This is a genomic window from Paenibacillus tyrphae (assembly GCF_000722545.1).
In the GTDB taxonomy this organism is placed as follows: domain Bacteria; phylum Bacillota; class Bacilli; order Paenibacillales; family NBRC-103111; genus Paenibacillus_G; species Paenibacillus_G tyrfis.
Map to the genome: position 1 here is coordinate 189,781 of NZ_JNVM01000010.1, position 13,205 is coordinate 202,985.

Sequence of the window (13,205 nt, forward strand, 5' to 3'; positions counted from 1 at the left end):
CCCGCCGCCCGAAGGCCAAATTCCGATTGACACCTTCGAAAGCGCGGTGGTACTATGAAAGTGTCAATTATATAAAACCTTGGTTTATTATACAAAACCAACTGCATTTTGGAGGAAGCATGGACAAGAAATATTGGGTACCTGCCCTCGAAAAATCCAACCTTGTGCTCCAAGCGATCTCGGAGCAGCCCTCCAGCCTGAAATTGATCGATCTGTCGAAGCGGCTCGGGATCAACAAAAGCTCAATGTTTTCCCTGCTCGCCACGATGGAAGCGCTGGACTGGGTCGTACGGGAGGATGACGCGACGTATTCGCTAGGATCCAAGCTGGGCTACATTGGAAACGCTTTTTTCAAGCAATTCAGCTTGATCGACCGGTTCCGCAAGGAAGCCTCCGTCACCAAGCACGTCATCAAAGAGACGATTCAGCTGGCGAAGCTGGAACGGAACGAGGTGCTTTATTTGGCGAAGGAAGAGATGCCTTCCCCGGTACGCTTATCGTCGGAGCCCGGGATCAAATATCCCGCTCACGCGACGGCGTTGGGCAAGGCGATGCTGGCATGGGTCGCCGAGCCCGAGCTCGGGACGCTGTACGCTTCGGAAACGCTCGATCCGTGCCTGACGCCACACACGCTGCAGAAGCGCTCCGACCTGGTTCGCCAGCTTGAAGATGTGCGGACGAGCGGTTATGCGTTCGACTTGCAGGAAGCGGTCATGGGCTTCTGCTGTGTAGCCGCCCCGGTTCGTTCCGGCGACGGGAAAGTCGTCGCGGCGATCAGCTGCTCCATGTTCCAGCACGAATGGGAGGCGAAGCGCGAGCTGGCCCGGCATGAAATATGCGCGCTCGCCGAGAGGCTGTCGCAGTATCAAACCACCACTTAACCGAAGGATGTGAACCCTGTGAGATTGCACAATAAGGTAACGCTCATTACCGGGTCCGGCTCGGGCATCGGGAAAAGCACGGCCCAACTGTTCGCCCGCGAAGGCGCGACGGTTATTGTCAACGATTTGGCGGAGGATAAAGGGCAGGAGACGGTGGAGGAAATACGTCAGGCCGGCGGGAACGCGCTGTTCGTGCAAGCCGACGTGACGAATCCCGAGTCCGTTCAAACGCTGGTGGATACCGTCATCTCTAAGTACGGCCGGATCGACGTGCTGTTTAACAATGCCGGCATCAGCGGCGTAGGGGCGATCCACGAAGTGGAGCCCGAGGCATGGGACCGCGTCATGACGGTCAATATCCGCGGCACGTTCCTCCCGTGCAAGTACGTCCTGCCGCATATGATGCAGCGCAAAGAAGGCTCGATCATTAACATGTCCTCCTGCATTGCCGAAATCGGGCTGGCGCGCAGGGCATCGTATTCCGCGACCAAAGGAGCCGTGCTAGCGCTGACCAAATCGATGCAGGTCGATTACGCTCCATACAACATCCGCGTGAACGCGCTGCTGCCGGGCACGATCCTGACGCCGTTCGTGGAAAATTTTTTGCGGAACTCCTACGACAATCCGGAGGAAGCTTACGAATCGCTGAAAAAACGCCAGCTGAGCGGCGACCTGGGACGCCCGGACGACGTGGCGAAAGCGGCGCTGTTCCTTGCTTCGGACGAGTCGAAATTTATGATGGGCTCCCCGCTATATATCGACGGGGGCGTCGTTTTCGGCAAGAACGCGTAACGCATCGTTTTAAGACCAGGCCTACAATAAGCCAAGGAGGCATATTCGAATATGAAACTGCTTACTTTTATCGAGGACGGACAGGAACGGCTCGGCGTCAAGACCGATCGCGGTGTCGTACATATCGCTAAAGCACTTGCAGCGGTCCCTGCCGGAAACGTCGACGTGCCGCAGACGGCGCACGAAGTCATCGAAGGCGGACCTTTTGCGGTTACGGCGCTGCAAGCTTACGTGGACCAAGCGCTCGCGTCCGGCGGCAGCGAGGCGTATGTGTTGGATGAAGCCGGGCTTACTTACGGTCCGTGCGTTCCGCATCCGAACAAAATCATCTGCGTCGGGCTGAACTACCGCAAGCATGCGGAAGAAACGAACGCGCCGATTCCGCAGTATCCGATCCTGTTCAACAAATTCAACAATACGCTGACGGGTCACGGACAGGACGTGCCGCTGCCGGTCAGCGTAACGAGCAAGGTGGATTACGAGGCGGAGCTGGTCATCGTGATCGGCAAGAAAGCCAAGTACGTCTCCAAAGAAGCCGCGCTGGAACACGTGTTCGGCTACTGCAACGTGAACGACTTGTCCGCCCGCGACCTGCAGATGCGCACCCAGCAATGGCTGCTCGGCAAGTCGTGCGACGGCTTCAGTCCCCTTGGGCCTTATCTGGTGACAGCCGATGAAGTCGGCGATCCGAACAACCTTGCCATCCGCTGCATCGTGAACGGCGAGGTACGCCAGAACTCCAATACGTCGGACATGATATTCCATTGCGACGAAATCGTCAGCTACATTTCGCAGCATATGACGCTGGTACCGGGCGATGTCATATTGACCGGCACCCCGGAGGGCGTCGTGCTCGGATATCCGGAGGAGAAGCAGGTTTACCTGAAAGACGGCGACGTCGTCACGATCGAGATCGAGAAGCTGGGCTCGCTGACGAACCGCATGGTTAACGAGCGAGCGTAACGGCAGCGGACAAAAGGAGGAACGACGGATGGCAGGACCGATTATTGCAGGCGCGGACGCGCTCGTGATGGACCCGCACGACCATGTGGCGACGGCGATCAAAGATTTGAAGCAGGGACAGCGGATCACCTTCCGGGTACAGGAGCAAGTTCAGGAAGTAACGCTGCTGGACGACGTTCCGTTTGGACATAAACTTGCGATTCAAGATATCCCGGCCGGGACAGATATCCGCAAGTACGGCGAAGTGATCGGACGGACGACTACCCAGATCCTTGCAGGGCAGCATGTTCACGTGCATAACGTCGAAGGCATCCGCGGTCGCGGAGATCAGGCGAAAGCGTGAAGCGAAGGGAGAACGAGTACTCATGAATCACATGATGGGCTATAGAAGACCGAACGGCGACGTGGGCATCCGCAATCATTTGCTGATTATCCCGACCGTCATTTGCGCCAACCAAGTGTGCACCCGGATCAACCAGATGGTTCCGGACACGGTAGCGATTCCCCACCAGCACGGCTGCAGCCAGATCGGCGCGGACAAAGACCGCACCTTCGACGTGCTGGCGGGAACAGGCCGCAATCCGAACGTCGGCGGCGTTATCATCATCAGCCTCGGCTGCGAGGTCGTCGATCCGCATGCGTTGGCCGAAGCGATCCGTCCGACAGGCAAGCCGGTCGAAGTGTTCGACATTCAATCGGTCGGCGGTTCCGTGAAAGCGATCCAGCACGGAGTGGAAATCGCGCGGAAAATGCGCGTCCAGCTCGATGAAATGAAGCCCGAGCCGATACCTTTCAGCGAGCTGATCATCGGGGTGAAGTGCGGCGGCTCGGACGCGACCTCGGGGCTTGCCTCCAATCCGGCGCTCGGCGCGGCAGCCGACTCGCTCATTCAGCAGGGCGGCGGTGTCGTGATCGGGGAAACGACGGAAATTATCGGTGCCGAGTATGTGCTCGCTTCACGCTGCGCCGCACCGGACATTTCGGAGAAGCTGTACCATATCGTCGACCGCTTCGAGAAGGAAGTCGAGCGGATGGGCGCCGACATGCGGGGCGGCAATCCAAGCCCGGGCAATATTGCCGGGGGACTGACGACGATCGAGGAAAAATCGCTCGGCTGCATCAGCAAATGCGGCACCGCGCCGATCAAAGGCGTCATAGAGTACGCCGAGGACATTCCGAAACACGGGCTTTATTTTATGGATTCGCCGGGCAACGACATCGAATGCGTCTCCGGGATGGCGGCGGGTGGCGCGCATCTGGTCTGCTTTACGACGGGGCGGGGGACGCCTACCGGAGCCGCCGTCATTCCGGTCATCAAAATTACCGGCAACAAACGGATGTTCGAGCGAATGTCGGACAATATGGACGTCGACGTCAGCGATATGCTGGAAGGCACGCTCAGCCTGGAGGCGGCAGGTCAGGTCGTTTGGGAAGAAATTCAAGCGGTCGCAAACGGCAAGCTGACGAAGGCCGAAATTTTGGGCCATACCGAATTCAGCATCAACCGGATCGGACCGAGCTTGTAAGCTTACTACACAACGAAGGAGGCATGGATTTATGGGAAGATTGGCAGGACGGGTTGCGCTCGTTACGGGGGCCAGCCGGGGCATTGGCGAAGCGATTGCCATTCGTTTGGCTGAGGAAGGCGCGCATGTCGCTATTAACTTCACTTCCGAGCGTTCGCGCCCGCTGGCAGAGAATGTGAAGAAGCAGGCGGAAGCGCACGGCGTTAAAGCGATAGTGGTTCAAGCCGACGTAGGCAGCAAGCAGCAGGTGGAAGACATGTTCCGGCAGGTGCAGGAGCTGCTGGGCGATGTGGAAATTCTCGTCAACAACGCCGGAATCGCGCCGTTCGAGCCGTTCTTGAAATGCACGGAGGAGACGTGGGACCGGACGTACAATACGAATGTCAAATCGATTTTCCTCTGTTCGCAGTTGGCGGCGAAGTCCATGATCGAAAAGCGTTACGGCAAAATCGTCAACGTCTTGTCGACCGCCAGCCTCGTCGTCACGAGCCCGGTCATTCCGCATTACCAATCGTCCAAAGCGGCAGCGAACATGCTGACGAAGGGGATGGCGATCGAGCTTGGCAAGTACAACATCAACGTCAATGCGGTCGGCCCGAGCACGGTCGATACCGACATGTGCACGGACTATTTGGCTGACGATGCCATCCGGGTCAAAGAAATCGAAGCGAATCCGATGAAGCGTCTCGGCACCGCCCGCCAGATCGGGGATGCGGTGGTATTCCTGGCCTCCGAGGAAGCGATGCAGGTCAACGGCCATCTGCTGATGGTCGACGGCGGTCTAACCGTCAAAGCGGCCCAGCCGGAAGATCATATGGAGCATTAATAGCAGCAAGAATCGAGCCCTCCGCAAGCCGGGGGGCTTTTTGGCACACCGTGCCCTTTGAATATCCCCATGAGCAGCACAGCTAACGACTCTCCGCATATCTTAATAAATGTTTAAATGTTACACTAAACGACATCAATCGACATCAAATCTAATAATCTCCTAATATTTAACTGAAACTTTTATAATTATTCGGAGCTATAGTAGAGGTATCAAGCGGAGGTGATTGGTATGAAAGACATGCAGCTGCTTCATCAGGGGAAAGTTTACAAGGGACAAGTGTCCTATGAAGGTTCGGATTTAATGGAGGTTTCCTGCACGGAGCCGTCCTCCTTTACGGGCGGGGAATCCGTCATCTGCTTTGATTTTCAGAAGAGAGTGCAAATGCGCGTGCTGCAGGTTTCCAAATCCAAGCTGATTCTCGTGCCGGCGGATTCGGAAATTTTCAATATAGAAGCGAGACCGGATGCCGTACTGGACGATATGTACCGCGACGAGAACTTGGCGTTTCCCAGCTTCAAGCTGAACACGTACGGCACGCTGATCGACGATTTCCGTACGATGGCGGTTCGTTTTTGCAGGATCAGCCGTCTCGGGTTCGGATTTGAAATTAACGATTTCTCCGTCAAAATGAATCATGTCTACGATACGATGATCATGTGCGACGAAGAAACGATTCATCCGAAGGTCGTGGTCCGGTACGCCCATATTCAAGAAAAAACGATTCGCTACGGCGCCGAAATTTACAGCATCTCGGCCAAAGACTTGAACAAGCTCCGCTTCTACATCGTGACGCAGCAGCTTATGGCGCAATAAGCGAATTGTCTAAAAAACAAAACCGGCTGTTCCGTTCTATAAAAGACGGAAACAGCCGGTTTTTTGTCGCGCGATTATTGGTGCAATTCGCTTCCTTGAACCCAGACGCGTTCGAGGTCAAGCTCCGGCGTGACGAGAAGCAGATCCGCCTGCTTGCCGGCTTCGATGCTGCCGGTTTGCTCCAGCAGCCCGAGCTGCTTCGCTGGGTTCCAACTGGCCATCCGGCTCGCTTCCTCGACGCTGACTCCGACCGTGTTGACCACAAAGCGGAAGGCGCCCATCATCGTCAGCGTGCTGCCTGCGAGGCTGTCGCCGTCGCGAAGCCTTGCGACGCCGTCCTTCACCACGACGGCGAGCCCGCCGAGTTCAAAATCGCCGTCCCCGAGACCCGCGGCGGACATGGCGTCAGTAATAAGCAGCAGATTATCGCTGCGCTTCGTTTGGGTCAGCAGCCGGATGCAGGCCGGATGGACGTGGTGTCCGTCAGCGATGACCTCTGCGCAGATCTTGTCCTCGGTCAGTACGGCGCCGACAACGCCGGGCTCGCGATGGTGCAGCCCTTTCATGGCGTTGAACGTATGCACGGCATGGCTCAGCCCATGCTTGACCGCTTCGCCGATCTGCGCATAGGTCGAATCCGTATGGCCGCAGGCGACGACGACACCTTGTCCGGCGAGGAAGGCAATGACCGGCAATGCTCCTTCAGTTTCCGGAGCCAGCGTAACGAGGCGAATCAAGCCCGGATAGCAGCTGGTCCATTCCTTCACCCATTCGAGCTTCGGTGTGACGATAAAGTTCGGATTTTGCGCACCGGGCCATTTCGGACTGATGAACGGTCCTTCCAGATGCACGCCCGCCAATTGCGCGTAAGGCATCCCTTTTTCCCGGTACGCCTTGACGCTCTCCAGAACTTGGCCGATCGCTTCGGGGGAGCCGGTTACCGTGGTCGCCAGCATCCTGGTCGTCCCGTGTGTGGAGTGAAAGCGGGTAATATTTTCAAGCGATTCGATCGTTCCGTCCATGAAGTCGCTGCCGTAGCCGCCGTGCACATGCACGTCGATGAAGCCGGGCAGCAGCCAGCTTCCGCGGGCGTCGATTTTCGCGCCGGCCGCTTCGGCCAACGCTTCGTTCAGCTCGGCCATCGAGCCTAGCGCTTCTATTTTACCGTCCTTGACCGCGGCGTACCCGGCGGGAATCACCGCATCCGGTGTGACGATTTTGGCGTTAACGATCAGGGTATCCCATGCTTCGCGGCTCATTTTAGCAAACCCCCTGCTTCGGAATCCAGCAATACGACCACGTGCGGATGCGTCTGCAGCAGCGAGGCCGGGCAATCCGTCGTGATCGGGCCTTGCAGCGCCCGCTGTACGATTTCCGCTTTATCCGCGCCGCGGACGACGAGCAGAATCATTTTCGCTTTCAGAATCGTTCCGACTCCCATGGTCAGGGCGTGCATCGGCACCTGCTCCGGCTTGTCAAAAAAGCGCGCGTTCGCCGAGCGGGTCGATTCTTTTAGCTCCACGAGATGCGTGCCGCCCTCAAGCGTAGCGTCCGGCTCGTTAAAGCCGATGTGCCCGTTATGGCCCAGACCGAGCAGCTGCAAGTCGATCTGCCCGTACTGCTCCAGCAGGCTGTCGTAGCGGACGCATTCCGCCTGCAGATCCGGCGCGATTCCGCTTGGAATATGGCATTGCTGCGGGGGAATGTCGACGAGACCGAGCAGGTGCTCCTGCATGAACGTATAGTAGCTGGCCGGATGCCCCGGCTCAAGACCGACGTATTCGTCAAGATTGAACGCCGTCGCTTTGCCGAAGCTGACCAGCCCTTGCCGGTGCGATTCGACAAGCTCGCGGTAAATGCCGATCGGCGTGCTGCCTGTCGCAAGACCGAGCACGGCTCTTGGATTCGTTTGCAGCAGTCCGGTAATGATGCCGGCACCGGCTTTGTTCAATTCTTCTTGTGTGCGGAATGTTAAGATGTTCATGGCTCATCTCCCTTTTTCTTTGCGGTATTTTTTCACTTCTTGAAACGATTGCTCCAGAAGCGGAACATAATCGTCAAAGTGCAGGCTGAGCAGCGCGGTAAACAAAATGTCCACCACGTGCAGCTGAGCGATCCGCGAAGCCATATCGCCGCGGCGCATCCCTTCCTCCAGCGAGGAGGCATACAGCCGGATATCCGCAAGCTGCGAAATCCGGTTGGCCCCGAACTTGGTCAGCGAAATCGTCGTGGCTCCCCGCTCCTTGGCGCACAAGAGGGCGTCGAGCGTTTCGGGGGTTTCGCCGGAATAGGAGAAAGCGAACGCCACATCGCCCTCGCCGAGGCTTGTTGCCGACGTAATCTGCATGTGGGAATCCGACCAATGCTGCGCCATTTTGCCGATGCGCACCAGCTTTTGCTGGCAATCGTACGCGACCATCCCCGAGGTCGCCATCCCGTACAGATCGATGCGCCGAGCGTCGTGAAGCGCATCCACCGCCCGTTGGACCTCCGTGAGGTCGAGCTGCCGCGTCGTATCCGAGATCGAACGCAGATGGTTCGTTTCAATCGCCTGGGCGATGCTGTGAAGCGTGTTGCCCGCGACAATGTCCTGGTAGGAAGGCTTCGCCGGAACAGGCTGGACGAGCTCGGCGGACAGCTTCATGCGAAAATCCCCGTAGCCCTTGAACAGCAAGCTGCGGCAAAAACGGGACACCGTCGCGGTGCTCGTTCCCGAACGTCCGGCCAGCTCCGTAATGCTCAAATGAACGGCCTCGTGGGCATGCTCCAAAATAAATTGCGCGAGAATTTGTTCCTTCGGATTCATCTGGTGCTGCTGTTCCCGTAAGGCTTGCAGAATACCGGACATCAGATCACCTGTTTTGCAAAGATTTTGTAAATCATTTTCTTCATACCGATAAAAATGATGAAAAATATTTTCTTCTTCATCATAGCCAATATCACTAGTTTTCGCAACTGTTTTCGGCCTAAAGCGGTATTATTTTGAGTCTTTTGAACTCTTGCGGATCGGGGCGACAATTTCTAAAATTATGACAATATTCACCCACAGTGTCAGTAAAATAAGGTAAAATAAAGTAATAGCCTCATAGAGCAATCCCTGTGATTTTGTGCAGAAGGAGTGAAGTACAAGTGGATTTGGTCGACCGGGTCGACGTTTCAGATTTTTATTCTCATGCAAGCTTCAAAAGAAAAGGAATGCTTTGGATTCTCGCAATCATCGTCTGCCTCAGTCTGCTGCTGTCGCTTCCGGGACGCAGTCAGGCGTACGGTCAGGACGGATCGAATACGATGTTCGTTTCCGTATCTTCCTCTTATTCGCATACCGTTGCCGTACGGGAGGACGGAACCGTATGGACATGGGGGGCGAACGATTTCGGACAGCTGGGCTACGATACCGGCGGGGCCGACCAGCCGTATCCGCGGCAGGTTCCGGGGATCGCGAACGCCTCGGCGGCCGCTGCCGGCGGCAACCCGACGGAGGGAGCCAAAAGCGCGTTTACGTTGGTGCTGACAAGCGAAGACGGGGTCAAGAGAGTGAAGGCCTGGGGAAGCAACAACAAGTATCAGCTTGGCGACGGGACGACGAACGGAAGAACCGCTCCCGGGAACGTCAAGCTTGGTGCGGGCTATGACCTGGACGCGGAACCGGTGGCGGCCATGGCCGCCGGATTCGATCACGCTGCCTTGCTGTTCGACGACGGAAAAGTAGCGGCGTGGGGCGACAATACATACGGGCAATTGGGCAGCGGGGATCAGGCTGCAAGCGGGTTTCCGGTTTTTGTGAAAAATAAGGAGGGCACGGGGGATCTCACCGGGATAAAAGAGATCGCTTTAGGCGCTTACCACAGCTTGGCCCGGTCGACAGACAAAACCGTGCTGGCCTGGGGCCGCAACAACAAAGGACAGCTCGGCGACAACACGACGACCGACAAGCGTTTGCCGGTGGAGGTCGTCCGGTCGGAAACGTTAGGCGACAGGCTGACGAACATTTCCGGCATTTCGGCGGGGAATGAGCATTCGATCGCCAAGGGCGACGGGCAGAGCGTCTACGTTTGGGGCAGCAACGAATATGGGCAGTTGGGGCTCGGCCCGACTTTGGGCCATCGAAGCTATGCTAGCCGCATGACGACGGAAACCGGCGATCCGATCGGAGACGCGAGGGGGGCGGTGGCCGGCGGCGACCATACGCTGCTCATTCGCGGGGACGGAGAGATCACTCCGCGCACATTGTACGTTACAGGGCTTAACGATTTCGGGCAATCCGGTCGTCCCGACCGTTCCAACGCTGCTTTTCCGATTGCGGTACCTTTGCCGGGGACCGGAGGTTCCGGAACAGGGCAAGGTTCGGGCTTATACTCCGGAGAGCAAGTCGCCGGCATTGCCGGCGGAGCAAAAACCACCTACATGCTCTCAAGCGGGAACAAGCTGTACGGTTTGGGCGATAACCGCCGCGGTCAGCTCGGAACGGGGAAAACGGTAGCTCCGGAATACAGCGCGACTCCAAGCGAAATCGATTTGTCTCCTATCAAGTCGTTGACCGCAACGAACGGAATTCCCGTTCAAAAAGTAATGAACAATGAAGGTAAGGGAGCCTACGGCCTTCGTCTTCCACGCGATATGAACGCTGTGGCCCTCGATATGGTGCTGAGCCATTCCGCGATGACCGTAGAAAAAATTTCAGCGGGCTCCTCCGGCGCAACGGCGTCTTATGGCGGAAACCAGCTTTCGATTGGGCAGTTGCCTGTAGGACAAAGCAGGATTACATTCGAGGTGGCCGATTCGGTTGTCGGGACCAAGGCTCCTTATGAAATTATGATTGTGAGGCAGCCTGCTGTGGGTGATTCCTTATCGTTGTTGTCCGTTGGCGATGTCGTTTCCTACGCCGGAAAGCAATGGTTGATGATAGACCCTGCGAGCCGGACCATGGTCTTGAAGCCGGGGACGCAGGTCGCCAGCCTATATTGGAATAATGCCTATAAAAGCAATATATTTAATGCCGATAATCCGGCTTATCGCTTCGATCCGGCCGCGGAAGGCTCCGTAGGCAAGTATTTGAACCAGGATTTTTACAATAGCCTGGGCGAAACGAAGCGATGGATTGCTGCTTCGCCGTTCGGTATTAAGACCTATGACTTTGTGAAGGAACAACTGGTGGAAAAGGGTTCGTTTACCGTCAATGCGAATGTCGGACTTCTGACCAAAGATCAGTTGGCCAAACTATCTGGACTCATAGATCCTAAGCTGCTTTCCGGTCACTGGCTGATCAATTCGCTGAACGATGCTCAAGCGAACAAAGCGTATCCGCTGCTTGTCAACGCCGAGGGCAAGGCGTGGTTCGATAACCGGGATCAGGAGGACAACGGCACGCGTTCGGTGCTGCCGGTGATCGCGCTGAAGGAAGGAATCGTGCTGACGGGCGGTTCAGGTACGCACGGGCAGCCGTATGAAATCACCTTGAACGAGATGAGCATGTCGTACGCCAACGCTCCCTTGTCCTATAAACCGGAAACCCGGACGTACTCGCTAAGCGTGCCTGGGAACGTGACTCAGGTGCAGCTCGGCGTTACGCTGTACGATTCGAATGCGACGTTCTATGTCCCGCCCACGGTAACCGGGGTAACCTATGACGTCTATGGACGGACGATTACGGTATCGGATCTGATTGAGAACCAGACGAGATCGTTTTCCGTTGTCGCGAAAATCGGTAGCGGCTTTATAAGCAGCTTCCATGTGGAGGTCACCCGGCAATCCGGCCCATCCGGCAACACGTCTCTTCGTTCCGTGACCTACAATTCGGTTCCGCTTGTCATGGTCGCGGCCGATCAATATCTATTAACCGTAGGTCCCGAGACGGATACCGTAAGCTTGCAGATCGTTCCGGACGATCCGAAGGCACAGCTCGCGCTTAGAAATCAGCAAGCCAACGTCGAATGGAGCGGCGGCATGCTGCATGTAAAATCGCTCATTTTGGGACAAAGGCTTCCTGTCGAGCTGCAAGTGACGGCTGAGAACGGAAATACAGCACTATACACCATCTTTATCGACCGGGTGAGACCTCTTTTGCCGGTCGTCACTGATTTGGATTCGGCGATGAAAGCGATCCGCGCTCAAACGGACGTTACCGGAGATGGCAAGTTCGACCGTGACGATGTGCTCTTTATTTTGAAGATGATCCATCCTATTTACATGAAAGAGCCAAATTCATTTGCTCCTTAAACCGAAAACGGCCGTTTCCCGTGCAAAGACGCACAGGAAACGGCCGTTTTTCCATCGTTATTAATAATTCCGCGATTATTCCGTAAACAGCTTCCGCAAGTTATCCCCGTACGGAGCCCGGACGATGCCTTTTTCCGTAATAATGGCCGTCACGTACTCGTTCGGCGTAACGTCAAACGCCGGGTTGAACACCTTCACGCCTTGCGGCGCAGTGCGCTTGCCGAACCCTTGCGTAATTTCGTCCTCGTGTCGTTCCTCGATCGGAATATCAGCCCCGGTCGGGGTGTTCAAGTCGATCGTCGACATCGGGCACGCAACGTAGAACGGAATGCCGTGGGCCTTAGCTAGTACGGCGACGCTGTAGGTGCCGATCTTGTTGGCGACGTCGCCATTGGCGGCTACGCGGTCGGTACCGACGATGACCGCCTGTACCCATCCCTTCGCCATAACGGCGCCGGCCATGTTGTCGCAGATCAGCGTCACGTCGACGCCCGCCTGCTGCAGCTCGAACGCTGTCAAGCGCGCTCCCTGCAGCACCGGCCGGGTTTCGTCCGCAAACACTTTAAGCGTGATGCCTTTCTCCAGCGCCAGGTACATCGGCGCCAGCGCTGTCCCATACCTTGCGGTCGCGAGGCCGCCCGCATTGCAGTGCGTGAGGACGCCCATGCCGTCCTCGAACAAAGACAGCGCGTGCTCGCCGATCAAGCGGCACGTTTCCTCGTCCTCGGCTTGGATGGCCCGCGCCTCGTCCAGCAGCGCCTGCTGCGCGCTCTCCACCGTCGTCTCCTCCGATGCCGCTGCGCCGAGCAGCGCCTCGGCCCGTGCCCGCATCCGGTCCAGCGCCCAAAACAAATTCACTGCCGTCGGGCGCGACGTCGCGAGGTAATCACATTGGCGGTTGACTTCCGCCAGCAGTGCATCCCGGCTTCCGGAGAAGCTCCGCACGCCGAGATAGACCCCGAACGCCGCCGCGATGCCGATGGCCGGCGCGCCGCGGACGGCGAGCTGCTTAATCGCATCCCATACTTGCTCGGAGGTCGTCAGCTCCAAATAGACGATTTCGTCCGGCAGGAGCCGCTGATCGAGCAGATCCAAGCGGTCCTCCAACGAATTCCAACGGACGGATTGCAGCCAGTCCGCTTGCTTGGTTTGTTCCGTAGTCAAGGTGTCAACACACTCCTTTAT

12 protein-coding genes are annotated in these 13,205 nt (G+C 56.9%); 8 read left to right on the forward strand and 4 right to left on the reverse strand.

Features of this window, described 5'->3' with window-relative positions:
• The first annotated feature begins 119 nt into the window (after positions 1 to 119).
• The 7 genes from ET33_RS13110 to ET33_RS13140 all read left to right on the forward strand — a co-directional run bounded on the left by ET33_RS13110 (position 120) and on the right by ET33_RS13140 (position 5,804).
• Positions 120 to 881, forward strand: a complete 762-nt coding sequence (locus ET33_RS13110; protein WP_036681671.1) for an IclR family transcriptional regulator — start codon at positions 120 to 122, stop codon at positions 879 to 881.
• Between the two features lie 18 nt (positions 882 to 899).
• Positions 900 to 1,673 carry an SDR family NAD(P)-dependent oxidoreductase gene (locus tag ET33_RS13115; protein WP_036681673.1) on the forward strand — a complete coding sequence of 258 codons (774 nt, stop codon included), beginning with the start codon at positions 900 to 902 and terminating at the stop codon, positions 1,671 to 1,673.
• Positions 1,674 to 1,724: 51 nt separating this feature from the next.
• Positions 1,725 to 2,636 carry a fumarylacetoacetate hydrolase family protein gene (locus ET33_RS13120; protein ID WP_036681675.1) on the forward strand — a complete coding sequence of 304 codons (912 nt, stop codon included), beginning with the start codon at positions 1,725 to 1,727 and terminating at the stop codon, positions 2,634 to 2,636.
• Between the two features lie 28 nt (positions 2,637 to 2,664).
• On the forward strand, positions 2,665 to 2,979 hold the full coding sequence (locus ET33_RS13125) for a UxaA family hydrolase (protein ID WP_036681677.1): 315 nt from the start codon (positions 2,665 to 2,667) through the stop codon (positions 2,977 to 2,979).
• 22 nt (positions 2,980 to 3,001) lie between these two features.
• Positions 3,002 to 4,162: a UxaA family hydrolase gene (locus ET33_RS13130; RefSeq protein ID WP_036681679.1), complete on the forward strand. Its 1,161-nt coding sequence runs from the start codon at positions 3,002 to 3,004 to the stop codon at positions 4,160 to 4,162.
• 31 nt (positions 4,163 to 4,193) lie between these two features.
• A complete protein-coding gene (locus tag ET33_RS13135; RefSeq protein ID WP_036681682.1) occupies positions 4,194 to 4,988 on the forward strand; it encodes an SDR family NAD(P)-dependent oxidoreductase in 795 nt (264 codons plus the stop codon).
• Positions 4,989 to 5,219: 231 nt separating this feature from the next.
• Positions 5,220 to 5,804 carry a hypothetical protein gene (locus ET33_RS13140; RefSeq protein WP_036681684.1) on the forward strand — a complete coding sequence of 195 codons (585 nt, stop codon included), beginning with the start codon at positions 5,220 to 5,222 and terminating at the stop codon, positions 5,802 to 5,804.
• A gap of 74 nt (positions 5,805 to 5,878) precedes the next feature.
• Here ET33_RS13140 and nagA read toward each other — a convergent pair whose 3' ends face one another.
• The 3 genes from nagA to ET33_RS13155 are packed head-to-tail and all read right to left on the reverse strand — an operon-like array spanning position 5,879 to position 8,652.
• Complete coding sequence (nagA, locus tag ET33_RS13145; protein ID WP_036681686.1) at positions 5,879 to 7,063, reverse strand: N-acetylglucosamine-6-phosphate deacetylase; 1,185 nt, start codon at positions 7,061 to 7,063, stop codon at positions 5,879 to 5,881.
• Entirely contained in the window at positions 7,060 to 7,788 is a 729-nt protein-coding gene (nagB, locus tag ET33_RS13150; RefSeq protein ID WP_036681689.1) for a glucosamine-6-phosphate deaminase, read from the reverse strand. Before nagB ends, nagA begins: the two co-directional genes overlap by 4 nt.
• A 3-nt stretch (positions 7,789 to 7,791) precedes the next feature.
• On the reverse strand, positions 7,792 to 8,652 hold the full coding sequence (locus ET33_RS13155; RefSeq protein ID WP_036681691.1) for a MurR/RpiR family transcriptional regulator: 861 nt from the start codon (positions 8,650 to 8,652) through the stop codon (positions 7,792 to 7,794).
• A gap of 281 nt (positions 8,653 to 8,933) precedes the next feature.
• On the opposite strand from ET33_RS13155, the gene ET33_RS13160 reads away from it, so the two are divergent.
• A complete protein-coding gene (locus tag ET33_RS13160; RefSeq protein ID WP_036681694.1) occupies positions 8,934 to 12,020 on the forward strand; it encodes an RCC1 domain-containing protein in 3,087 nt (1,028 codons plus the stop codon).
• A gap of 75 nt (positions 12,021 to 12,095) precedes the next feature.
• On the opposite strand, the gene mtnA is transcribed toward ET33_RS13160, so the two are convergent.
• Positions 12,096 to 13,184, reverse strand: coding sequence for an S-methyl-5-thioribose-1-phosphate isomerase (mtnA, locus tag ET33_RS13165; protein ID WP_036681696.1), 1,089 nt, complete (start codon positions 13,182 to 13,184; stop codon positions 12,096 to 12,098).
• Positions 13,185 to 13,205: the final 21 nt, after the last annotated feature.

What these genes read in the sequence shown, in the direction of transcription:
- ET33_RS13120 (WP_036681675.1), top strand. Translation starts at nt 1,725, where the DNA reads ATGAAACTGCTTACTTTTATCGAGGACGGACAGGAACGGCTCGGCGTC.
- nagB (WP_036681689.1), bottom strand. Translation starts at nt 7,788, where the DNA reads ATGAACATCTTAACATTCCGCACACAAGAAGAATTGAACAAAGCCGGT.
- ET33_RS13130 (WP_036681679.1), top strand. Translation starts at nt 3,002, where the DNA reads ATGAATCACATGATGGGCTATAGAAGACCGAACGGCGACGTGGGCATC.
- ET33_RS13135 (WP_036681682.1), top strand. Translation starts at nt 4,194, where the DNA reads ATGGGAAGATTGGCAGGACGGGTTGCGCTCGTTACGGGGGCCAGCCGG.
- ET33_RS13140 (WP_036681684.1), top strand. Translation starts at nt 5,220, where the DNA reads ATGAAAGACATGCAGCTGCTTCATCAGGGGAAAGTTTACAAGGGACAA.
- ET33_RS13125 (WP_036681677.1), top strand. Translation starts at nt 2,665, where the DNA reads ATGGCAGGACCGATTATTGCAGGCGCGGACGCGCTCGTGATGGACCCG.
- ET33_RS13110 (WP_036681671.1), top strand. Translation starts at nt 120, where the DNA reads ATGGACAAGAAATATTGGGTACCTGCCCTCGAAAAATCCAACCTTGTG.
- ET33_RS13155 (WP_036681691.1), bottom strand. Translation starts at nt 8,652, where the DNA reads ATGTCCGGTATTCTGCAAGCCTTACGGGAACAGCAGCACCAGATGAAT.
- nagA (WP_036681686.1), bottom strand. Translation starts at nt 7,063, where the DNA reads ATGAGCCGCGAAGCATGGGATACCCTGATCGTTAACGCCAAAATCGTC.